The 21378-nt window shown below is 65.1% G+C and carries 18 protein-coding genes and 1 pseudogene; 12 read left to right on the plus strand and 7 right to left on the minus strand.

All coding sequences use genetic code 11. The features are described 5' to 3' along the window. The first annotated feature begins 49 nt into the window (after positions 1–49). Positions 50–1245, plus strand: a pseudogene (locus HMPREF1316_RS14980) (ATP-binding protein). A gap of 93 nt (positions 1246–1338) precedes the next feature. On the opposite strand, the gene HMPREF1316_RS02695 reads toward HMPREF1316_RS14980, so the two are convergent. Beyond that, positions 1339–2133, minus strand: a complete 795-nt coding sequence (locus HMPREF1316_RS02695) for a glycosyltransferase family A protein (RefSeq protein WP_021725461.1) — start codon at positions 2131–2133, stop codon at positions 1339–1341. Between the two features lie 129 nt (positions 2134–2262). Here HMPREF1316_RS02695 and HMPREF1316_RS02700 point away from each other — a divergent pair, with 129 nt between their 5' ends. Further along, positions 2263–3255: a glycosyltransferase family 8 protein gene (locus HMPREF1316_RS02700; protein WP_021725473.1), complete on the plus strand. Its 993-nt coding sequence runs from the start codon at positions 2263–2265 to the stop codon at positions 3253–3255. Here HMPREF1316_RS02700 and HMPREF1316_RS02705 read toward each other — a convergent pair. The 3 genes from HMPREF1316_RS02705 to HMPREF1316_RS02715 all read right to left on the minus strand — a co-directional run bounded on the left by HMPREF1316_RS02705 (position 3252) and on the right by HMPREF1316_RS02715 (position 7279). Next, a complete protein-coding gene (locus HMPREF1316_RS02705; protein ID WP_021725452.1) occupies positions 3252–4106 on the minus strand; it encodes a LicD family protein in 855 nt (284 codons plus the stop codon). The two genes, HMPREF1316_RS02700 and HMPREF1316_RS02705, sit on opposite strands and share 4 nt — an antisense overlap. 47 nt (positions 4107–4153) lie before the next feature. Next, complete coding sequence (locus tag HMPREF1316_RS02710) at positions 4154–5419, minus strand: lipopolysaccharide biosynthesis protein (RefSeq protein ID WP_021725412.1); 1266 nt, start codon at positions 5417–5419, stop codon at positions 4154–4156. 132 nt (positions 5420–5551) lie between these two features. Then, on the minus strand, positions 5552–7279 hold the full coding sequence (locus HMPREF1316_RS02715) for a carboxylesterase family protein (protein ID WP_021725396.1): 1728 nt from the start codon (positions 7277–7279) through the stop codon (positions 5552–5554). Between the two features lie 494 nt (positions 7280–7773). Between HMPREF1316_RS02715 and purF the strand changes: the two genes are divergently transcribed. Next, entirely contained in the window at positions 7774–9285 is a 1512-nt protein-coding gene (gene purF / locus HMPREF1316_RS02720; protein ID WP_021725407.1) for an amidophosphoribosyltransferase, read from the plus strand. Positions 9286–9663: 378 nt separating this feature from the next. On the opposite strand, the gene HMPREF1316_RS02725 is transcribed toward purF, so the two are convergent. After that, positions 9664–10446: an SDR family NAD(P)-dependent oxidoreductase gene (locus HMPREF1316_RS02725; protein WP_021725492.1), complete on the minus strand. Its 783-nt coding sequence runs from the start codon at positions 10444–10446 to the stop codon at positions 9664–9666. 73 nt (positions 10447–10519) lie between these two features. Between HMPREF1316_RS02725 and HMPREF1316_RS02730 the strand changes: the two genes are divergently transcribed. Together HMPREF1316_RS02730 and HMPREF1316_RS02735 are read left to right on the plus strand one after the other, a co-directional pair. Further along, entirely contained in the window at positions 10520–10840 is a 321-nt protein-coding gene (locus tag HMPREF1316_RS02730) for a hypothetical protein (protein WP_021725426.1), read from the plus strand. Beyond that, a complete protein-coding gene (locus HMPREF1316_RS02735) occupies positions 10815–12200 on the plus strand; it encodes a Rossmann-fold NAD(P)-binding domain-containing protein (RefSeq protein WP_156900975.1) in 1386 nt (461 codons plus the stop codon). Before HMPREF1316_RS02730 ends, HMPREF1316_RS02735 begins: the two co-directional genes overlap by 26 nt. A 32-nt stretch (positions 12201–12232) precedes the next feature. Here the strand turns inward: HMPREF1316_RS02735 and HMPREF1316_RS02740 are convergent, their stop codons facing one another. Further along, complete coding sequence (locus HMPREF1316_RS02740; RefSeq protein WP_021725451.1) at positions 12233–12820, minus strand: uracil-DNA glycosylase family protein; 588 nt, start codon at positions 12818–12820, stop codon at positions 12233–12235. A gap of 131 nt (positions 12821–12951) precedes the next feature. On the opposite strand from HMPREF1316_RS02740, the gene HMPREF1316_RS02745 reads away from it, so the two are divergent. Both HMPREF1316_RS02745 and HMPREF1316_RS13040 read left to right on the plus strand, forming a co-directional pair. Then, entirely contained in the window at positions 12952–13728 is a 777-nt protein-coding gene (locus HMPREF1316_RS02745) for a radical SAM protein (protein ID WP_021725486.1), read from the plus strand. Positions 13729–13851: 123 nt separating this feature from the next. After that, positions 13852–15336 carry an LCP family protein gene (locus HMPREF1316_RS13040; protein WP_021725383.1) on the plus strand — a complete coding sequence of 495 codons (1485 nt, stop codon included), beginning with the start codon at positions 13852–13854 and terminating at the stop codon, positions 15334–15336. Between the two features lie 25 nt (positions 15337–15361). Here the strand turns inward: HMPREF1316_RS13040 and HMPREF1316_RS02755 are convergent, their stop codons facing one another. Next, entirely contained in the window at positions 15362–15865 is a 504-nt protein-coding gene (locus tag HMPREF1316_RS02755; protein ID WP_198009556.1) for a SixA phosphatase family protein, read from the minus strand. Positions 15866–16017: 152 nt separating this feature from the next. On the opposite strand from HMPREF1316_RS02755, the gene HMPREF1316_RS02760 reads away from it, so the two are divergent. The 5 genes from HMPREF1316_RS02760 (at position 16018) to HMPREF1316_RS02780 (ending at position 21366) form a co-directional block, all read left to right on the plus strand. Then, on the plus strand, positions 16018–16317 hold the full coding sequence (locus HMPREF1316_RS02760) for a metal-sensing transcriptional repressor (RefSeq protein WP_021725419.1): 300 nt from the start codon (positions 16018–16020) through the stop codon (positions 16315–16317). Between the two features lie 13 nt (positions 16318–16330). After that, complete coding sequence (locus HMPREF1316_RS02765; RefSeq protein ID WP_021725454.1) at positions 16331–18928, plus strand: heavy metal translocating P-type ATPase; 2598 nt, start codon at positions 16331–16333, stop codon at positions 18926–18928. Positions 18929–19146: 218 nt separating this feature from the next. Beyond that, on the plus strand, positions 19147–19731 hold the full coding sequence (locus HMPREF1316_RS02770; RefSeq protein ID WP_021725446.1) for a biotin transporter BioY: 585 nt from the start codon (positions 19147–19149) through the stop codon (positions 19729–19731). 253 nt (positions 19732–19984) lie between these two features. Further along, positions 19985–20884 (plus strand): hypothetical protein, encoded by a 900-nt coding sequence (locus HMPREF1316_RS02775; RefSeq protein WP_021725455.1) that lies wholly within the window; start codon positions 19985–19987, stop codon positions 20882–20884. A 245-nt stretch (positions 20885–21129) separates the two neighbouring features. Then, a complete protein-coding gene (locus HMPREF1316_RS02780) occupies positions 21130–21366 on the plus strand; it encodes a hypothetical protein (protein ID WP_021725417.1) in 237 nt (78 codons plus the stop codon). Positions 21367–21378 lie beyond the last annotated feature (12 nt).

Raw genomic sequence — 21378 nt, forward strand, 5'->3', positions numbered from 1 at the left:
TTCTCAAATCCGAATTATTCTTATTTTCGCGAAATAGAGGGGAGCCCACATGAAGCTCGTCGAGAGACCCAGGTACCTGGAGAGACTGAAGAGGCTCATCGGCACGCCCGACATCAAGGTGATCACCGGTGTGCGGCGCGCGGGGAAGTCCAAGCTCCTCGAAGCGTTCAGGGACTACCTCATACGCGAGGTCGACGGCGCCAATGTCATCCACGTGGACCTCAGCCTGCTCGAGTTCGAAGAGCTCACGGAGTACCATGCCCTGAACGCCTATGTCACCTCCCATCGCATCGAGGGCGGGCGTAACTTCGTCCTCGTGGACGAGGTGCAGATGTGTTCAGGATTCGAGAGGACCGTCAACAGCCTTCACGCCTCGGGTGGCTACGACATCTACATCACGGGCTCGAACGCCTTCCTGCCCTCGAGCGACCGCGCCACCCTCTTCACGGGCCGCACCGTGAACGTGGACGTGTTCCCCTTTTCGTTCGAGGAGTACCGCTCCTACTTCGAAGGGGAGCAGGTGGATGATGCGCTCGGGCGGTACCTGCGCATGGGGGGCATGTCGGGAAGCTACGTCTACGAGGACGAACGAGACCGATACGGCTACCTCTCCGACGTGTGCGACACCCTCATCCTGCGCGACATACGGCAGAAGCACGGCGTCAGGAACGCACGGCTGCTCGAGAGGCTCTCCGACTACCTGATGGACAACGTGTCCAACATCACCTCGGCGCGCAGCGTAGCAGATGCCCTCACGTCGGCGGGGACCAAGACGAACGACCGGACGATCTCGTCGTACATGTCCCACCTCGAGGAGGCATTCGCCTTCTACCGGGTCAAGCGCTATACATCCGGGGGAAGCGCTACCTCTCGTCCGGAGACAAGTACTACCTGGCGGATCACGCCTTCCGTTACGCCAAGCTCGGGACCCGCAACATGGACTTCGGCCGCATGCTGGAGAACGTGGTGGCCATCGAGCTCCTGAGGCGGGGGTACGAGACCTACGCGGGCGTTCTCTACAAGCAGGAGGTCGACTTCGTGGCCATACGGGGCAGCGAGAAGCTGTACATACAAGTGAGCGACGACATCAGCTCGCAGCCGACCTTCGAGCGGGAGTACACGCCCCTCCTCTCCATCCGCGACGCCTACCCGAAGGTAATCCTCGCCCGCACGAGGCACGAGACCTACACCTACGAGGGCATCGAGGTCCACGACCTCGCAAGGTGGCTTGCGAGGGAGGGCTGAAGAAGCCGGTCTGGCAAGCCCCAGGAGGGGAGACGCTGCCCACGAATGCCGAGATCCGCTTGGTGGACAGGTGACTGAGCGGGCGAGGATAGCCTACCCGCCGACGTTGCTGTCCATCCCATGCGAGTAGACCACGTAGATGAGGCGCGCCACCGGCTTGGGCCAGAACCTCTCCAGCATCTCCAGATCCTCGGCACCGCGGGTCCTGTCCGCGATGAGCTTGGAGGTGGTCGAGCCACCGTGGATGCGATGACGCATGAGGATCTGGGGCGCATAGATGAACTCGCCCGGCAGCCTAGAGAGCCGCTCCCAGGTGGCCCAGTCCAGATTGCTTCGCATGCCCGTCACGAAGGGTGGGTTGGGGACGTTGCGCCTGCAGAGCGTGACCGAGGGGCAGCAGATGGCCGAGCCCATGCGCAGCATGCGACGGCGCGCCTTCACGCTTCCAAAGGCACGCGGATCGAGGAAGGGCTTGAGCAGACGGCGCTTGATGCGCAGCAGTCGGTTGTCATCGACGGGAACGCCATCGCGTAGCTCGCCGTAGTTGGTGAAGAAGATGAGGGGGAGCCGTGACGCCTCCAGCATGCGAACGGCTGTGGTGGCGTACTCCGCCTCGTAGACGTCATCCTGATGGGCGATGGTCACGAAGGCGCCTGTCGCCTTGGAGTAGGCAAAGTTCCAGTCCTCACCGATGCCATGGGCGCCCTCGTTCACATAGATGGGAAGGTCGTACTCCTCTGCCAGATGGGACAGCCAGGAGGAGGGCGTGGCCGTGGAAAGGTAGACCTCGCTCTCCCGGTAGGTCTGCGCCTTGATGGACTCGATGCAATCCCTCAGGTACGGGCTCTTCCCATAGGCGCAGATGGCAAAGGTATGGGTTGGTGTCACGTCGGTGGCCTTCCGCCTCGCTCCGGCAGGGTCTAGGCATAGACTATAGTACGCGGCGCTTGGGCCCGCCAGAGTTCCGGCAGCACCCCAAGAGCGGAAGACGTAGGCTCCCGTACCCCGAGGAAGAACATGAACATCCTGTACACGGTCGATGACGCATTCGTTCCCCAGCTTGCGGCTGGCATGTGCTCCATCTTCGAGAATGACGGGGATGCCCGGGACATCGACGTCTACGTCTTCGGACAGGGCATCTCCGACGGGCACGCCCGCATGCTCGACGAGTTCGCCCACGGCTATGGTCGGCGCATGCACCTCATTGACATCTCGAACCTCATGGACCTCATCGGCGTCGACTTTGACACCAAGGGGTGGAAGAGCATCGTCCTTGCCCGCCTCGTGATGGCACGGCTGTTGCCGGCGGACGTCCATCGCATCCTCTACCTCGATGGCGACACGATCGTGCGTCGCTCGCTCCAGCCCCTCTGGGACACGGACTTCGAGGGGAACACCCTCTGCATGGTGGCGGAACCCACAGTTGATCGGCGCCGTCTCGGTGAGATCGGCCTCGCGGGGAGACCCTACTACAACGCCGGCGTGCTCTTTGTGGATCTGGACGCGTGGCGGACGACGGATGCGGAGCACAGGCTGCTCGACTGCATCGAGCGTGAGGGGACACATCTGTTTGCCAACGATCAGGATGCCATCAACATCGCGCTGGCCGCTGAGATCAAGCAGATCTCCCCTGCCTACAACTACGCAAACACCTTTGACCTCTACCCCTATCGCTTCCTGGCGAAGCTCGTTCCCGCATGGGTCGACCGCGAGACCTTCGACGCGGCACGCAGGGATCCCGCCATCATCCACTACCTGGGCGAGGAGCGGCCCTGGAGGCGCGGCAACACCCATCGCTTCAGGGATGACTACCTGCACTACCTCGCACTCACGCCCTTCTCGGACGCACCGCTCGAGGAGGGCTGGACGTCGTACTTCAGGCTGTGGAACGCCTTCAACGTGCTCACCCACCCGTTCCCCGCGCTCAGGCTGCGCATCATCACGACGCTCATCCCCGTGTTCATACGCCATCGGCAGCGCCAGCGACAGAGGGATGAGCAGGGCACCTAACGCTCCATCACGTTGACGCCGTCGCCGAAGTCGAGCATCACGGGAAGGTGCGTGTAACGCTCCGACATCGGCGGGAACTGCCGGTAGTCGCCATAGAGCGTCGTGAGGTAGGAATCCGTGTCGTGCGGCCCCATGAGCCTGAGCCCACAGAACGCGATCTCCCGCGTGGGAAGGAGCACGTCAGTGGCAAAGGCGCCAAACTGCGGATAGGCCGTGTCGACCCATCGGTCGCCCGCATCATTGACCGCCAGCAGGGACTCAAAGGAGTCCATGAGCTTTTGGGGAGTGTAGAGCCGCCCGATGGTGTAGTGTCCGATGGCAAAGCCCGCACGGAAGAGTCCCGGCGTCCTCATGGAGGCGGGAACGCGCGGCGTGTGTACGCTGTGGAGCCAGGCCTTCTGTTGGAGCCTCACGGCCGCTTTGCCCCGTTCGTCCGCACGAACGGGATCCCGGTCAAGGGCAACGTAGGGAAACACGTCAACGAAGATGGACTGTCGACATCCAGCCTGTTCGTAGAGGTCGTCATAGAACAGCGTGCCATCCAGGAACACCTTGGCCCACAGGACGGGAAGGCCCTTGGTGTCACGCATCGTATGAAGCGAGAATCCCTGGGGCAATGCCTTGGGTGCCAGTTCCAGGAAGCGTCGGTAGTCCTCGATGGGCATGCCCACGTCGGCATCGTCGTCCCAGGGGATGAAGCCACCATGGCGCACGGCCCCCAGGCAGGTGCCCGAGTCGATGAAGTACGTGATGCCGTTCTCGCGGCATGTGGCATCTATGGCAGCCAGGATGCTGCGCTCGGCATCCTGCAACCGCTCGAGAACCCCATCCGGGTATGACGCCTTGTCCATGTCTTCAGCCTGCTCTCAATCGATGTGTCGGTACAACGTGAACGGCTTCACGGCCGGACGGCCTCCCGCCTCCTGAAGAGTCGCAGGAGCCTGATGGCGCAGACGGCAAGCCCCACGAGCATCGATACGATGATGACCATGTTGAGGCCGTTCATGTAGAATGCATCGATGAGGGGCACCATCAGCACCATGCTCACGGCAAACGTCGCGGCGTTGGCGATGAGCTCGCCACTCATGTCGCGCATGATGACCAGCACGTCGGAGAAGAACCAGATGAGTGCGATGAGCGTGGCGCAGACCAGCGTGGGTGGGAAGAGGTAGGTGTAGGCATCGATCGAGGGACCGTAGACCAGCCGAAGCAGGGGGGCGCCCGTCACCGAGAGGATGACCACGATGACCAGGATGGCTCCGAGCATGCGGACGAGGATGCCCCAGAACCAGCGCCTGAACTCCGCCACGGACGACGCGTTCCAACGGTCGGCCAAGGGGACCAGCAGGGGGCTGTAGAGGTAGCGCGCGGCCGCCTGGATGAGCACCGTGGGCGTGGCGACGGCGGCGTAGTACCCCAGCTGCTCCGTGCCAAAGACGGAGCTGAAGTACTGCCTGCTCACGGACACGACCATGCTCACGAGGAGCGAGGACAGCACAGCCGGCAGGCACGTCACGAAGAGCGACCGCACCTGCCCGCCCGTGATCCCCAGGCCATGCAGGCCCAGGAGCCGCGCATGCGGCAGGTCGTAGAGCAGGGTGGTGGCAAGACCGGCAGCCATCATGCCGGCTATGGCCACCCAGAGGCTGTCGAACACCTTGAGCCCCATCCCAAAGAGCACGATCACGAGCACGCCACGAACGAACTGCGAGATGCCGATGAAGTCCATGCGACCACGGCTCTGGTCGATGCCATAGAGCACGTCGCAGAAGCTCTCGTCCATCTTGAAGAGCAGGTAGAGCAGGATGGCCACGATCACCTCTGCCGAGGCGCCAATGAAGAGCGTGTAGGGCACCAAAAGCGCAAGTCCCACCAGGATGGTGATGAGACGGAACGTGACGTAGTTGGCCTTTGAGTACGTTCCCCCCACGTCCGAGACCTGATAGGTGCGGATCGTGTACGTGGCGATGGGAACCAGCATGTTGCCCACGGTCATCGCAAGGGCGAGGATGCCCGAGTTGTTGTAGTCGCTGCTCAGCGTGACCACGATGACCGTGGTGAGCCATAGGCAGCCCTGGTACATGAGGCTCCCTATGGTGTTGAACAGCATGTTCCTCTTGATGCTGAGGGCCTTGGGCCCCTCGGCCTTCTCTTCGCCGGACATGTGGCCCTCTCTGTGCCTCGGTCTGCGGCGCCCCCAAGGCACCACCCACGACGGTCCATCATCCTACGCTCGACCAGTGCGGTCAACCACATTCCCCGGCAGGGGTGCGGGAGGCGCTGGGGCGCCCATGCCTCACTCCTCGTAGGGCACCTGCCAAAGGTCCTGTGCGCCCGTGTGCTCGTCCAGCGCGGACGAGAACCAGCGACCCGCCATGTCGTTCTGCTCCACCAGCAGCTTGGTGTCCGCGTCAATGGTCTCGTCCGCATCCATGGCGGCGATGATCTGGTCATAGGAGCTGCGCACGTCCCTCAGCCCCACCACGGCATCGGTCTCGGTGGCGTCAAGGACCATGCTCTTGCCCTCGTCGTTGCTCCAGGCGTCCCAGGTGGCAAGGCTGCCATCATTGGGGTTGCCTGCCATGAGGAAGTTCTTGAGGTAGTCGTTGAACGCCTTGGCCATGGCCTGGTAGCCGTCCTGATCAAAGGTGTCGGGCACCATGGAGGTGTAGTTGTTGGTGCTCGAGAGCATGGGCACGAAGATGCCATGGAAGGCACCGTAGGGGTCGATGTGGACGGCCGAGCCCGCACTGCCAAAGTCAACCTGGCACACGTAGATGTCGCTACCATAGGTGTCCGCCATCTGCTCGGCGCTGCACTCGGCGTTGAAGATGCGGTACATATCCGAGCCATACCTCACGGCAAAGTCCTGCGCCGCGGCAAGCACGTCTCCAGGGGCATCGCTCATCAGGTCGCCCGTCCAGAAGGGGTCGCCAAGGCTGAACAGGCTGAACTCGGTGGCGCCTGTGAGCATCATGAGGGGCACGGCGTGGTACGAGGCATTCTCGAAGCCGCCCTTGGGGATCATGACGCCATCCTCGAACAGGTGCGGGAACACGCTCATGCGGATAGAGGCATCGCCCATGAGCGGGGCAAGCCGATCGCCCCAGAGGTTGTAGAGCCAGTCCCGCACGTCGGAGCCATCTGAGAGGAGCCAGGCGTAGGCCTCCCGGTCGCTTGTCGCCTTGCCGTCCTCCAGGGCCAGCGGCACCAGCGCCGCGGCGATCTTCTTCTGCGCGGGCTCCACCTCGGCCGTGGTCATACCGCCCGAGAAGGCGATGGCCTTGTCGAACCTCCCCTGGAACGTGGGGCTCATGAGCATGCACATGACGTCGCGCCCGCCCGCGGAGAAGCCCGTGACGGTGACGTTGTTGGGATCGCCACCAAAGGCGTAGACGTTGGAGCGAATCCAGTCGAGCGCGCGGGCGATATCGAGCAGGGCGAAGTTGCCCGTCTCCACCCCCAGCGCGGGCAGGCAGTTGAAGCCGAGGAGCCCCAGACGGTAGCTCAGCGACACATACACGATGCCGTCGTTGATGGCCAGATCCTTGCCGGGAATCTCCTGCGCAGTGCCCGTCTGGTTGTTGCCGCCGTGGATGTAGACCATCACGGGCAGGCCGCTCGCGTCCTGTGGGGCGTAGACATCCAGGTTGAGACAGTCCTCCACACCCGTGACCTGGTTGTTCGCAAACTGCAGAGCCGCCGCGGCGGGCTGGGTGCAGGCGCGCGCATCGCTCCAGGAGTCGGGCGCTTCAGGTGGCTGCCAGCGCAGCTCGCCCTCCGGGGACTTGCCGTAGGGCACGCCGTACCAGATGTTGACGCCGCCATCCGTGATGCCGGTCACGGTACCATACGTCGTCTGCGCCGTCGGCGCATCGGGCGTGCCCTTCGTGCTGGTGTCCGTCCCCGTCCCATCCGATGGCCCCGAGCTGCCGGAGCAGCCGGCAAGCAGCAGGCTCGCCAGTGCAGAGGCACCCACGAGCCCCCGGCGGGTCACGTTCGTATGAAACGACAGGTTGCTCATCACGGTCCCCTTCCCCACCACGTATGCGTGGCACACACTGATTGTTGAGCAGAGGGGGTGGGAAACGTGCCCCCCTGGCGTAAGTGGTATCGTACCCGCCACTAACGGGATGTGCCACGAGCCATCCGCTCACGATCTGCAGGATGGCCTTGCCCATGTAGGTGCATGAGGCATCGAAGATCCGAGACGCCACGCCCTTGAGATGGGAGCCACCCTCAAGGTCAAGCTGAATCCAATGATTGAGTTCCCTGCTTGCGTTCGTATAGAACTCTGCCAAGGGAACTTCTGCCTGAGCAGCGCGGGACGCCAAGCCCAACGTCAGCGCAATGCCAAGCAGAACAGTGCACGTCAGAGACAAGAAGCCAGTTCGTTTCATACTCGCCCACTCACGATTGTGGGAAGTAGCCAAACGCACCACGCCTGAGACAATCTCGGCTCGCGTGCGCTATATATAGAGTCAGGGAGATCCACATACGACGAGAAGGGCGGCACGCGTGAGCGACCTTTCCACCTGCCCCACCAACGCAGCAGCCAGCGATGGCGACACCCCGCACGACGAGTGCGGCGTCTTTGGCGTCTGGGCCCCCGGGCGCGACGTCGCCCGCATGACGTACTTCGCACTGCGTGCGCTGCAGCACCGCGGCCAGGAGTCCGCCGGCATCGCCGTGGGCAACGGCGACACCGTGCTCGTACGCAAAGACCTTGGCCTGGTGACGCAGGTGTTCTCGGATGCCGACCTCTCGGCCATGCCAGGCAGGGTCGCCATCGGGCACGTGCGCTATGGCACGGCTGGCGCCAAGGGCTGGGAGTCCTCGCAGCCGCACCTCTCCACCATCGACGACGTGATCATCGCGCTGGCGCACAATGGCACGCTCGTCAACTTCGACGCCCTGCGCCGCGAGCTCATCGAGATGGGCATCCCCTTCCGCTCCAACACCGACTCCGAGGTGGCGGCCAAGCTCATCGGCTACTTCACCGTGCGCGCCGGACGCCTGCGCTCCGGCATCGCACACACCATGCACCTGCTCGAGGGCGGCTATGCCATCGTGCTCGTGCGCGAGAACGCGCTCTACGCCTTCCGCGACCCGCACGGCATCCGTCCGCTCGTGCTGGGTCGGCTGGACGGCGACGGCTGGGCCGTCGCCAGCGAGACCTGCGCCCTCGACATCGTGGGCGCCACGTTCGTGCGCGAGGTGATCCCAGGGGAGATCGTCCGCATCTCCGAGGATGGCCTGAGGTCCGAGGCGGGTCTCGAGCCGCTGCCGCCAGCCCACTGCATCTTCGAGCATGTGTACTTCTCGCGTCCCGACTCCGTCCAAGATGGCTCGTCGTTCTACAAGATGCGCCACGACATGGGCCGCCGCCTGGCGCGCGAGACCCCCGTAGACGCGGATCTCGTGATCAGCGTCCCCGACTCCGGTACGCCCGCAGCGGAGGGCTTTGCCGCCGAACTGGGCCTTCCCTACGGGACGGGTCTCATCAAGAACCGCTACGTGGCGCGCACCTTCATCCAACCCACCCAGGAGCTGCGCCAGCTGGGCGTGCGCCTCAAGCTCAACGCCCTGCCCGACGCCGTGGCCGGCAAGCGCCTGGTGATGGTGGACGACTCCATCGTACGCGGCACCACCTCCAAGCAGATCGTGCGCATGCTGCGCAACGCCGGTGCCACCGAGGTGCACGTGCGCAGCGCCTCCCCCATGGTCATGTGGCCCTGCTTCTATGGCATCGACACGGCCGACCAGGATCAGCTCATCGCGGCCAACATGTCCCTCGAGGAGATTCGCGGCTACATCGGCGCGGACTCGCTGGGCTTCCTCTCCACGAAGGGCCTGCTCGACGTGGTGCCCGTCAACGGCTACTGCACGGCCTGCTTTACGGGCGCCTATCCCGTGGAGATTCCCGAGTCGTTCTATAGGGACAAGTTCCCGCCCGGCAACCGTCCTCACAACCTGTCAAACGCCTCGGCGACCTCACGGATGTCCATCGACGAGGTGGTCGCAGAGTAACAGGCGGGCTCCCTTCTCGCCACACCCGGTCATGCCCCATGCCCTGTCATGTCCCCGTCGTGTCCCCGTCGTGTGGGTGCTTGTCGCATGCCCTGTGGGTGCCATTCTCTGCGTGTGGGTGCTTATCGCATATTTCCACCTCCGCCGAACTGGGGTTTTATCGGTCTGTTCCGGGAGAAAAGCACCTACATGAATCGATTGGCACCCACAGAGGTGAAGAAAGACACCCACATGACGAGGGCAGCGGCATATCAGCGGCGGCTATCAGCAGTGACGCGTGAGCGGCAGCTACCGGCAGCACCACGTCGGCAGCACCACGTCGGCAGCGCACCGCCAACAGCGCCCCGCCAGCAACGTCACAGCACGGCCCGCCCCTGCCTACAGCCTGCGCAGGCCCTCCCAGCCCCACATGAGGATGGGGTCAGGTATCACCTTGGCCAGGATGCGTAGGATGGCGCCCGTCACGCAGCAGGTGGCGATGGGATAGTTGCAGCGGTTGACCAGCATCGACCACCAGGCGACCCTGCGCGGCGAGAGGGTCGGCATGGGATGCCGTACCGTGGTGCCGTTCGCCGTCCGCCGTGCCACGTCCATGAACTCCGTGCGTATCCATATGGGACAGACCGCCGTCACGAAGATGCCCCGCCCGCGCAGCTCGAAGCGGAGCGACCGCGTGTAGCTGCGCACGAACACCTTGCTGGCCGCATACACGCCCAGCCCCGGGAGCGGCGCGAACGATGCCGTCGAGGCAACCTGCAGGATGCGGCTCCCCCGCCGCATGAGCGGCAGGCACAGCTGCGTCATGTCCACGAGCACACCACAGTTGAGCCGCACCATGCCGTCCACCTCGACACGGCTGAGGTCGTCGCAGGTACCGAACTTGCCAAAGCCCGCCGCGTTCACGAGCAGCCCCACAGAGAGCCCCGCCCGCTCCCGGGTGGCCTGCGCGAGCAGGGCCTCCATCCTGTCCATGGCATCAGGCGCAAGCAGGTCGAGTGCCACCACCCGCGTGGGGACGCCCAGTTCGGCGGCGAGCTCGCGCAGGCGATCCTCGCGCCGGGCGATGAGCCAGAGCTCCTCGTAGCGCCCGCTTCCGGCGGCGATGCGCGCATACTCCCTGCCCAGCCCGCTCGATGCTCCCGTTATGATCGCAATGCCCATGGCATACCCCCTGTCCCTTTGGGCACAATCCTAGCGGTCGGCCGCGATCGGTGGGCGGAGAGGAGATGCGACGATGGGCCCACGAGAGGCGCACCCAGACAGCTCGTCCGTGAGGTGCGACACGGGACTTCCCGAGGAGCTCGGCCACGTACTGGGCAGCGATCCGGATGGCGAGAGATCGATGCTGCTCATGGCCCCCTCTCTGCGCGACGCCAGGCCCACGCGGCCCGAGGACATCGCCGACGAGACGCCTGCCATCCTCGAGCAGCGACACGCCGGGGACCGCACGAGGCCCCACGGGCGGTCGTGGACGCACTACTATCAGATGCGGCGGGATGGCTGTGGCGATGTGCCAGACGAGGGGGACGATGGCCATGATGACCGGCAGGACTGAGGGTTTCGGCAGGGCGCTCGAGGACGAGTTCCTGGAGCTTGCGCGCTCGCTTGGTGGTGACGTGGCAAGCCGCGCCCGGGGCGACGCCTATCTCGCCCGCACCAACGCCCTCTACCATGGTGCACCCTGTGACTGGGCCTTCACGCCCAAGATCTTCGACCGCGACCAGATTGCCACGCTGGCAGACGCTGCCGAGACCATGGGGCGCATCATGGAGAAGGTCACGTGCACCTTCTGTGCCGACGAGCGCGTACGCAGGCTCTTCAACCTCCCACCAGCCCTCGAGCGCCTGGCACTCGTGCCAGGCGGCTACGAGCGACAGATCCCACTCGCGCGCGTGGACGTGTTCTTCGACGAGGAGACGGGCGACTACCAGTTCTGCGAGCTCAACACCGACGGATCGGCCGGCATGACCAATACCGTTGAGGTCACACGGGCCATCCAGCAGAGCGAGACCTATCGTCGCTTCGCCGCGCGTCATCCCGACATACGGACGTTCGACATCCTGAACGGCGCCGTGGACGCCCTGCTCGACACCTATGCCAGCTGGCGGGAGGGCCATCCCACCGCATCCGAGCGACCTGCCGTGGCCATCGTGGACTACACCGAGAGCGCCTCCCTTGACGAGCTGGAGGACATCCTCATGCTGCTCTCGGAGCGGGGGCTGTATGCGCAGTACGTGGACATCCGCACCCTCCGTGTGGGCGAGACCACGGGCGTGCCACGACTCATGATGGACGATGGCCCCATTGACCTGGTGTATCGCCGCGCCGTGACCTCCGAGGTCGCCGAGAGGCCCTGTCCTGGCGTGGACGCGCTCACGCGCGCCGCCGCCGAGGGGCTGGCCTGCGTGGCTGGTGGCTACCGCACCTGGCCCTGCGCGGCCAAGACCGTGTTCGTCGCCCTGTACGACCCCCTGATGGAGGAGGTCCTCTCGCCCGAGGAGCTGGACTTCGTGAGACGCCATGTGCCCTACACCCAGCAGCTCGCTCCCGAGAGCGACCTCGCACCCTTCGCGGAGAGGGACCGCTGGATCGTGAAGCCCGCAGGCGGCTACAACGCCGTGGGCGTGACAGCGGGCCGGGACTGCACGCAGGCGGAGTGGGAGAGCGCGCTCGCTCGGACGGCACGGGCCAACGGCGTGGCGCAGGCCTACGCGCCCCAGTACCGCACGCCCGTCATGCGGGGCGGCGTGCTGGGGCCCGGCGAGGATCCACTTGCGGCGGAGCCCATGAGCAACATGGAGGGGCTCTACCTCTTCAACGGGAGGTTCGGCGGCGTGTTCACGCGCTGTGGCACCCAGAGCGTCATCGGCGAGCACACGCATCGTCTCAACATGGGCTGCCTTGTGGTGGGGTAGACCAATCCACACGGCCTGGCCGACCCACCCGTCTACATGAGCGCACGCACGCGCCGGCGCAGCTCGGGCAGGACATCCTCCTCGAACCAGGGGTTGCGTGCCATCCACATCTGGTTGCGCGGAGAGGGATGCACCAGCGGAACGTACGTGGGTAGGTAGTCCCTGAAGTTGCGCACGACGTTCGTGAGTGTGTCCTTGCTCCTGAGTCCCAGATAGTGCCTGTTGGCATAGTTGCCCACCAGCACCGTGAGCTCGATCTTGGGCGTGAGCTCCCACAGGCGCGGGTGCCACTTCTCGGCAAAGCCCTTGCGTGGCGGCAGGTCGCCCGACTTTCCCCTGCCCGGAAAGTAGAAGTCCATGGGCACGATGGCGAGCTTGCCCGACTCGTAGAACTCCTCGCGACTGACGCCCATCCAGTCGCGCAGGCGGTCGCCGGACTTGTCGTTCCACACGATGCCCGTGTCCTGCGCGACGCGACCTGGCGCCTGCCCGATGACGGCGATGGTCGCCTCCGGCCCCACCGAGTAGAGCGGGTCGATGCCGCGCCTCGTGAACTCCGCGTTCTGGGGATCGGCCCTAATCTCATCGAAGACCTGCTGGAATGGGTCCTTCTCTGCCATATGTGTCATCGCCCTTCGGTTGATTGTCATTAGTATGTACCACTACCGCCTCACATTCCGTCGCAATTACGACGAATGTGGCAATCCTCCCCGACACTTGCGCTACGCTAGGCGCCATGGAAAGGAGCCCCATGTCCACCTACCTCAACCCCAGCCCCGTCTTTGGGCCCGTGCACAGCCGCCGCCTCGGCGTCTCGCTGGGTGTCAACCTCATGCCCGCCATGGGCAAGATCTGCTCGTTCGACTGCATCTACTGCGAGAACGGCCTCAACGAGGAGCACCGCACGAAGGATCCCTATGTGACGCTCCCCGAGCTCACGCAGGCCCTCGAGGGGGCGCTCTCGCAGATGGGGGAAGGCGGCGAGACACCCGACGTCATCACCTTCGCCGGCAACGGTGAGCCCACGACAAGCCCCATCTTTCCCGAGGCCATCGCCACGGCACGCCAACTACGCGACCGGTACTGCCCCTCGGCTAGGGTTGCCGTGCTCTCCAACGGCGCCTACGCCGACCGTCCCCGCGTCCGCGAGGCACTCATGGGCGTTGAGGACAACATCCTCAAGCTGGACACCGTGGACGCCGACTACATACGGCTGCTCGACCGGCCCGCTGGCGACTACGACGTCAAACGTCAGGTGGAGACCTTCGCCTCCTACGGGGGTCATGTGATCATACAGACCATCTTCCTCACGGGCACGGTGTGGGGACATGACATGGATGACACCGGCGAGCACTACGTAGGTCCGTGGCTCCATGCCCTCGAGCGCATTCGCCCCTCGGGCGTCACGGTCTATACCATCGCGCGCGACACGCCCGAGCCGGGCCTGCACAAGGCCTCGCCCGAGGCGCTCGATGCCATCGGGGCGCGGGTGCATGCGCTGGGCATCCCCTGCTCCGTATCGTACTGAGGCACACCTTGCACCACCTCCCACCCCAACTCACCGAACTTATGGGGAGCCCCTGCTTTTTGCGGGGGGCCAACGAGGGGATGGTAGCCTAGATGCCACTGGAAGACCCGATGGGGAGAGGGCATGGGCGAGCTCGACGACCGGCAGACGCATAGGCACGGCACCCTGCAATCGGGCAGCAAGTTCAGCCGCCGCGCGGGTTCGAGCACGGTCAGGAACGCACGGCCCACCTCGCGTGATGTACCCGTCACCAAGCGCCGACTGCAGGACGCACCCGCACGGCCTGCGGAGGACTATGACGACCCTCGCCGGTACGCCGAGATGAACCGTCGGCGCACCGCGCGCCCCCGGACAGGCGCAGACGTCGCCCAGCGCGTCGAGCGTGGCATGCGGGAGCGCCTGGAGCAGGGGCGCGACGAGGTGCTCGAGCGCTACCAACGCGGCCGGCAGCGTCCAGAGGACGGCTTCTCGCGCAGGCGCGCCTGGGGCCGCAGGCGCGCGGGACAGGCCGACGCCCCACGCAGGCGCCGCCACGTCGGGCGCACCATCCTCATCGCACTGGCGGCCGTCGTCGCGGCGCTCCTCGTCATCTATGCCATCGTGTTCGCACCCATAGACCAGAGGATCGCCTTCAGCGATGCGGACGGCCGGGCGCTCTCGGGCAAGCTCACGACGAGCACGCCGCTTGCGCCCTACTACGCGCTGCTGCTGGGCTCGGACGATCGCGAGAACGGCGAGCCCGCGCGCACGGACACCATGATGCTGGCGCGCATCGACCCCCTGGGCAACAAGGTCACGCTCGTCTCCATCCCCCGCGACTCCAAGGTGGAGATCGACGGCCACGGGACGCAGAAGGTCAATGCCGCCTTTGCCATCGGGGGCGCCTCGGGTACGGTCGATGCCGTGGAGAAGCTTACCGGCATTCGCGCGAGCCAGGTGGCCGTCATCGACTTCAACGGCCTTGCCAAGCTCATCGATGCCATCGGAGGCATTGACGTCAACGTCCCCGTCGCCGTCAACGACCCGGAGTATGCCCAACTCGTGCTGCCCGCCGGCGAGCAGCACATGGACGGCGACACGGCCATGCGCTTCTCACGCGTGCGCCATGGATTTGCGCTGGGCGACTACCAGCGCCAGGCCGATCAGGCGCTCGTGATGAAGGCCATCGTGGAGAGGCTGCGCACCAACCCCACGCTGCTGCCCGCCGCCGCCGATTCCATGGGCGAGGTGATGGACACCACCTATCACTGCTACGACCTCATCCCCCTGCTGCTGCGCATGAGCCTGCAGGCACCAACGATGTACAGCGCATCGCTGCCCTCCGCAGCCAAGATGGAGGGCGGCGTGAGCTACGTCATCGTGGACGCCGATGCCACCAAGCAGCTCATGAGCGTGGTGGACGCCGGCGGCGACCCCTCCACCGTGGCGAACGGCTACCAGGAGGGCTCCACCGTGCCGGACGAGGGCTCTGCCCCCACGGGGAGTGGCAGCAGCGGCTCGAAGCCCACGGGCAGGTCAAGCGGCACGGGATCCTCGCGCTCAACCGGTAGCTCGCGCTCCACCGGCGGTTCGGGCAAGACCACGGGCACCACATCGCGCAGGCGCTGATGCCTGCCGCGCCGCTTGCGCCGCCCTACGCCTCGGCACCCCAGAGCAGCTCGCCCTCGCCGGGCCGCTCGCCCAGGCGGATGGCGCGAATCGCCCCCTTGTGAAAGGCCACGGACTCCCCCGTCAGCGTGCAAGCCAACCGCTCCATGAACGGAACGTGCCCCACGGCGACGACGGTCGGCTCATGCGCGGCGCCAAGCTCGGCCAGAAACCGTTCCTCGTCCTGCTCGTAGAGGGAATCGTGGGGGTCTATGTCCTCGGGGTCAATGCCTAGGGCGTGGGCGACGACCTTGGCCGTCTGCAGCGCGCGAACGGCAGGGCTGGCCCACAGCGCAAGCCCCTTTACTCCGTGCAGGGAGGCAAGCGCCTGGGGGTATGCTCGCTCCAGCGCCCGCAGGCCCACAGCCGTGAGCTGGCGCTCCTTGTCCCCATGCGCATTACGGGGTTCCGCATCGCCATGTCGCACCAACACCACCGTCGTGACCATAGATGACCCCCTCACGTCAAACTGCACACGCAACGCCTTCATTGTGACGCAACGGACACGTTTGCCCAGGTGCTTTTTCCGGGCAATCATTGCGTGTGCACTTCTGTCCCACATCCTGAGATCGGATTCGGTCGGATCCGTTTTAATGTACCCCCATGGGGTATAGTACGCATCGTACGGAACAAGGGGGTCCAATGGTCGACAGCTGTCATGGCAAGAAGCACACACCGCGTTCGGACGAGCTCAAGAGGAGCGTGACCGGACGCCTCAACCGCGCCATCGGCCAGCTTGAGGGCGTCAAGTCCATGGTGAAGGAGGACCGCTACTGTGGAGACGTCCTCACGCAGCTCGCAGCGGCTGAGAGCGCCGTCAAGGCGGTGTCGCGCATGATCCTCAAGGATCACCTGGAGACCTGTGTGGTCGAGCAGGTATCGGTTGGCAACACCGAGATCATCGACGAAGTCATGGACCTCATGAAAAAGTTTGGTGCGTAGGAGGCAATACAACATGGCTCAGACACAACGGCGGGAGACGTTCGACATCAGGGGGATGACCTGCGCGGCCTGCGAGGCGCGCGTGCAGAGGTCCGCCGCGGCCGTCAAGGGCGTGAGCGAGGCCAGCGTCAACCTGCTCAAGAACTCGATGGAGCTCAGCTACGATGGCGACCCCAAGACCATCGACGCCGTGGTCGCCGCCATCGACAGGGCTGGCTACGGGGCCGTGCCGCGCAGCACAGGCAGGGTCACCACGCGCCAGAAGGCCCCCGCCTTCGTCGACCCCAAGGTCAACGCCCAGAAGGCCGTGCGCGCCAGGCGCAACCAACTCGTAGGCTCGCTCGTCTTCGGCGTGCCCCTCTTCTACCTGGCCATGGGTCCGATGCTCGGTTGGCCCGAGGTGCCGGGGCTCGACGGCATGGGCAACATGATGGCCGCCGCCGTGACGCAGCTGCTGCTGGCAGTGTGCGTCATGTTCGTCAACCGCAGCTACTTCACCATGGGCTTCAAGACGCTCCTCCACGGCTCGCCCAACATGGACTCGCTCATCGCCATCGGCTCGGCGGCATCCTTCGGCTACAGCCTCGTCGGCGTCTACCAGATGGCCTTTGCGCTCGGCCACATGGACGTGGGGGCCGCGCACGACGCGATGATGCACGCACTGTTCTTCGACTCGGCGGGCACCATCCTCGTGCTCATCACGCTCGGCAAGTACTTCGAGGCCCGCGCCAAGGGCAAGACCACGAGCTCCATCTCGGCCCTCATCGACCTCGCCCCCAAGGAGGCGACGGTCGTGCGCGGCGGGGAGGAGGTCAAGATCCCCACCGGCGAGGTCTCCGTCGGCGACAGGGTCGTCGTGCGCGCCGGTGAGTCGGTGCCGGTGGACGGCGTCGTCGTGGAGGGGTCGGCCTCGGTGGACGAGTCCGCCATCACCGGCGAGCCGCTGCCCGTGGAGAAGGCCGCAGGCGACACGGTCACCGGCGCCACCGTCTCCCGGCGCGGCTGGTTCGCGATGGAGGCCTCCGCCGTCGGGGCCGACACGACGCTCGCCCGCATCATCCGCCTCGTCGATGAGGCCACCAGCTCCAAGGCCCCCATCGAGCGTCAGGCCGACCGGATCGCCGGCGTCTTCGTGCCGGTCGTGCTCGGCATCGCGGCCGTCACCTTCGTGGCGTGGGTCGCCCTCCTCGTGCCGGGCGACCTCGCCACGGCGATCAACCACGCGGTCTCCGTCCTCGTGATCTCCTGCCCCTGTGCCCTGGGCCTCGCCACGCCCACCGCCGTCATGGTGGGCACCGAGCGCGGTGCCAAGGCTGGCATCCTCGTCAAGAGCGCCGAGGCGCTCGAGACGGCGGGTTCGCTCGACACCGTCGTGCTCGACAAGACCGGCACCATCACCGCGGGCACGCCCGAGGTCACCGATCTGCGGCTGGCACCCGGCATCACCAAGCGCGACCTGCTCCGCGTGGCGGCCGCCCTGGAGCGCAAGAGCGAGCACCCACTCGCCGAAGCCGTCTGCGCCTATGCGGACGAGGAGGCGCCCGGCGTGGACGCGACCGCCGAAGTTACCGACTTCACGCAGGTCGCAGGTGGTGGCCTCGTGGCAACGGTGGACGGCCATGCGGTCGTGGCCGGCAACGCCCGCCTGATGGGTCAGCGGGGCATCGACCTCACGGACCTTTCGGCGGACGCCGATGCCCTGGCGGCCCAGGCCAAGACACCGCTCTCCTTCGCCTCGGACGGGCGCGCACTCGGTGTGGTGGGCGTCGCCGACGTCGTGAAGCCCACCTCGGCAGATGCCATCGCACGCCTGCGCGCGATGGGCATCCGCACGGTCATGCTCACGGGCGACCAGGAGCGGACCGCGCACGCCATCGCCAGCCAGGTGGGTGTCGACGAGGTCGTCGCCGGAGTGCTCCCCGACCAGAAGGAGCGCAAGGTCCACGACCTCCAGCGCCAGGGGCACAGGGTCGCGATGGTCGGCGACGGCATCAACGACGCCCCGGCCCTCGCCCGTGCGGACGTGGGCATCGCCATCGGCGCCGGCACCGACGTGGCCATCGAGTCGGCCGACGTCGTGCTCATGCGCTCCGACCCCGGCGATGTCGCGACCGCCATCGAGCTCTCGCGCGCCACCATGCGCGACATCCGCCAGAACCTGTTCTGGGCCCTGTTCTACAACGCCATCTGCATCCCGGTGGCCATGGGCGCCCTCACACCCCTGGGCATCACGCTCAACCCGATGATCGGCGCGGCGGCCATGGGCTTCTCGTCCGTGTTCGTCGTGTCCAACGCCCTCCGGCTCTTCGCCTGGAGGCCGTCGACCGGTGGAGCACCCGCCGCCACGCCACCAACCGCCATCGCTACCTCTGTGGAGGGAAAGGAAGGGAACGAGACTATGACCACGAAGACCCTGGACATCGAAGGCATGATGTGCGACCACTGCGTGCAGCACGTGACGCAGGCGCTCGAGGGCGTGAGGGGCGTCAAGAACGTCCACGTCTCGCTCGAGGACCACAAGGCCACGCTCGAGGCCGGCGCGCTCGTCTCCAACAAGAGGCTCGAGAACGCCGTCGAGGATGCCGGCTACAAGGTAACCGGCATTGCGTGATGCGCATCCCAAGTAGCGAGGCGCTCGGGGTGCCAGGGGTGCATGCCTGGCACCCCACGGCCCCCCTTACAGCAAGCATCCATCCTTCTAGCGCTTAGGTGTACGAGGGAACAGGCATATGTGGTGTCTTGTCAACAGACAACGTGTCATGTAAGATGAGTGCATCACGTGTACGTGCTCACCTTATGATACAAGGTAACAAGACAAGGGAGTCATGCATGAATACACACGAAAGCAACCTGTTCTCAGACATCAGCCTCCGTGGGGCGCGCCCCATCATCAAGACCGTCCTGTGCGTGACGGCCGCGGCGCTGTTGCTCTGCCTCTCGGCCTCTGTTGAGATTCCCCTCCAACCGGTGCCCTTCACCCTACAGGTTCTGGCCCTGGGCATCATTGCGGCAACGTTTGATCCCGGCGAGGCGGTCGCAAGCGTACTCGTCTACATCGCCATCGGCGCCCTGGGCGCACCCGTGTTCTCTGGCGCCATGGGTGGGCTGCTGCGCCTTGTGGGCCCCACGGGGGGCTTCATTGTGGGCTTCGTCCCGGGTGTCGCGGTGGGGTCGCTCGTCCGCAAGTTGCTCATCAGACACAGGATGCCCCGCCCCATCGCGACGTTCCTCGCGCTTGGTGCCATGATGGTCATCATCTACCTGCTTGGTTGGGGCCAGCTCGCACTCGTCGCTCACCTCTCCCCCACCGCTGCCTTTGCCGCCGGTGTGGCCCCCTTCGTCACCCTGGACATGCTCAAGTCAGTCATCGCCACCAGTGTGGCATGCGCCATCGACGCGGCAACGGCAAGGTAGGGATCCCTGACGCGGATCGAGGGGTCTCGGCGACTACGCCGACCGTGACAGCACATACGGCGACTCGGGCGGCCTTCTGCGGAAGGTCGCCCCTTCATCATCTCGTCCGTCTCGTGCCAAAGGGTGCCGTGGGGTTACGAATGGTGCGGCGTGCAGTGCTCGTATCCCCGCATGCGGCCATCATACCCTACAGTATCCACTAGCTACCGAGGGCAGCCGGCATCGGCTGCCCCATCCTTTCGTTGGAGCAGGCATGACACGTCACACCACCCCCAAACGCACGACAAACTTCAATGTCAGGTACTTCTTCCGCAACCTCAACGACCAGATACGCACCGACCGGCGCACCTTCATCCTCTACACCATCCTGCGTGCGCTGGTGATGATCACCCTCGTTCGTTCCATCATGATCGGCTCCATCGAGAGCGCCGCGCTCTGCGTGTTCTCGCTCGTGCTCTTCCTGCTGCCGGCACTGGCCGAGACCCAATTGCGGATAGAGATCCCGCCCCTGTTCGAGGGCATGATCTACCTCTTCATCTTTGCCGCCGAGATACTTGGGGAGGTCAATCACTACTACGTGCTCATCCCCGGCTGGGACTCCATGCTCCACACGATCAATGGCTTCCTGTGCGCGGCCGTGGGCTTCTCGCTGGTGGACCTCCTCAACCGGCACAGCCCTGGCCTCGAGCTCTCCCCCCTCTACCTGGCGCTCGTCGCCTTCTGCTTTTCCATGACCATCGGCGTGCTGTGGGAGTTCGTGGAGTTCGCCGTCGACCAGACGCTGCTCTTGGACATGCAGAAGGACTTCGTCATCCAGGCGTTTGGCTCCGTGATGCTCGATCCCACCCAGTCCCCGCACTCCGTGCTCGCAAGTGGCATCGTACGCACCACCATCGAATGCGCCGACGGGCAGTCGTTCGTCATCAATGGAGGCTACCTGGACATCGGCCTCATCGACACCATGAAGGACCTCTTCGTCAACTTCGTCGGTGCCGCGGTGTGCTCCACGGCAGGCTTTCTCTACACGAGCGGTCGTGCCAAGGGCACGCTCGTGCGCGGATTCCTCATCCATCGCCCTGGCGACACATCGCTTGCCACCATCAGCCATGACGAGCGGGAGGAGGCTCACCCACTCGAGCCCCACGCTAGATGACGTAGAAACAGGCCGGCAAGTTATGCGACGCTCTCTAAGCTTCATAGCTGCCGTTATTCATACCATAGGCTCCACAAGACGCCACAAGGAACACCACTTGGGACGCGCCCGGGACGCAGAAGATCCCCGCTCACCGCCCGTCTGCTACCACTCGACTTGCCACAATCTCATATTATTGCTTGATTTTATGGCAGCTCGTGCTATTATGGAGTTGCAAGCAAGGAGAGCGAGAGAGGGAGCAAGTCATGAGCGATGACGCCATCACTGAGATTGATGTCGAGGGCATGGATCAGATCGACGAGGACGAGTACGAGACGATGTATTACATCAAGCCCAACGATGTCCTCGAATATGGTCTGACTGTGCTTGTTGACGCAGATGGCACAATGCTGGTACCCACGGACTGGCAGACGCCGATGCCCCGCACCATGGCGGATGTGCCCGAGACCGACTGGGTACCAATGAGCGAGATGACGAGGTAGTGAGGAGGGGCG

It is taken from the genome of Olsenella profusa F0195 (genome assembly GCF_000468755.1).
In the GTDB taxonomy this organism is placed as follows: Bacteria; Actinomycetota; Coriobacteriia; order Coriobacteriales; family Atopobiaceae; genus Olsenella_F; species Olsenella_F profusa.

What these genes read in the sequence shown, in the direction of transcription:
- HMPREF1316_RS02700 (WP_021725473.1), top strand. Translation starts at nt 2,263, where the DNA reads ATGAACATCCTGTACACGGTCGATGACGCATTCGTTCCCCAGCTTGCG.
- HMPREF1316_RS02705 (WP_021725452.1), bottom strand. Translation starts at nt 4,106, where the DNA reads ATGGACAAGGCGTCATACCCGGATGGGGTTCTCGAGCGGTTGCAGGAT.
- HMPREF1316_RS02710 (WP_021725412.1), bottom strand. Translation starts at nt 5,419, where the DNA reads ATGTCCGGCGAAGAGAAGGCCGAGGGGCCCAAGGCCCTCAGCATCAAG.
- HMPREF1316_RS02715 (WP_021725396.1), bottom strand. Translation starts at nt 7,279, where the DNA reads ATGAGCAACCTGTCGTTTCATACGAACGTGACCCGCCGGGGGCTCGTG.
- HMPREF1316_RS02725 (WP_021725492.1), bottom strand. Translation starts at nt 10,446, where the DNA reads ATGGGCATTGCGATCATAACGGGAGCATCGAGCGGGCTGGGCAGGGAG.
- HMPREF1316_RS02730 (WP_021725426.1), top strand. Translation starts at nt 10,520, where the DNA reads ATGGGCCCACGAGAGGCGCACCCAGACAGCTCGTCCGTGAGGTGCGAC.
- HMPREF1316_RS02735 (WP_156900975.1), top strand. Translation starts at nt 10,815, where the DNA reads ATGGCCATGATGACCGGCAGGACTGAGGGTTTCGGCAGGGCGCTCGAG.
- HMPREF1316_RS02740 (WP_021725451.1), bottom strand. Translation starts at nt 12,820, where the DNA reads ATGGCAGAGAAGGACCCATTCCAGCAGGTCTTCGATGAGATTAGGGCC.
- HMPREF1316_RS02745 (WP_021725486.1), top strand. Translation starts at nt 12,952, where the DNA reads ATGTCCACCTACCTCAACCCCAGCCCCGTCTTTGGGCCCGTGCACAGC.
- HMPREF1316_RS13040 (WP_021725383.1), top strand. Translation starts at nt 13,852, where the DNA reads ATGGGCGAGCTCGACGACCGGCAGACGCATAGGCACGGCACCCTGCAA.
- HMPREF1316_RS02755 (WP_198009556.1), bottom strand. Translation starts at nt 15,865, where the DNA reads ATGAAGGCGTTGCGTGTGCAGTTTGACGTGAGGGGGTCATCTATGGTC.
- HMPREF1316_RS02760 (WP_021725419.1), top strand. Translation starts at nt 16,018, where the DNA reads ATGGTCGACAGCTGTCATGGCAAGAAGCACACACCGCGTTCGGACGAG.
- HMPREF1316_RS02765 (WP_021725454.1), top strand. Translation starts at nt 16,331, where the DNA reads ATGGCTCAGACACAACGGCGGGAGACGTTCGACATCAGGGGGATGACC.
- HMPREF1316_RS02770 (WP_021725446.1), top strand. Translation starts at nt 19,147, where the DNA reads ATGAATACACACGAAAGCAACCTGTTCTCAGACATCAGCCTCCGTGGG.
- HMPREF1316_RS02775 (WP_021725455.1), top strand. Translation starts at nt 19,985, where the DNA reads ATGACACGTCACACCACCCCCAAACGCACGACAAACTTCAATGTCAGG.
- HMPREF1316_RS02780 (WP_021725417.1), top strand. Translation starts at nt 21,130, where the DNA reads ATGAGCGATGACGCCATCACTGAGATTGATGTCGAGGGCATGGATCAG.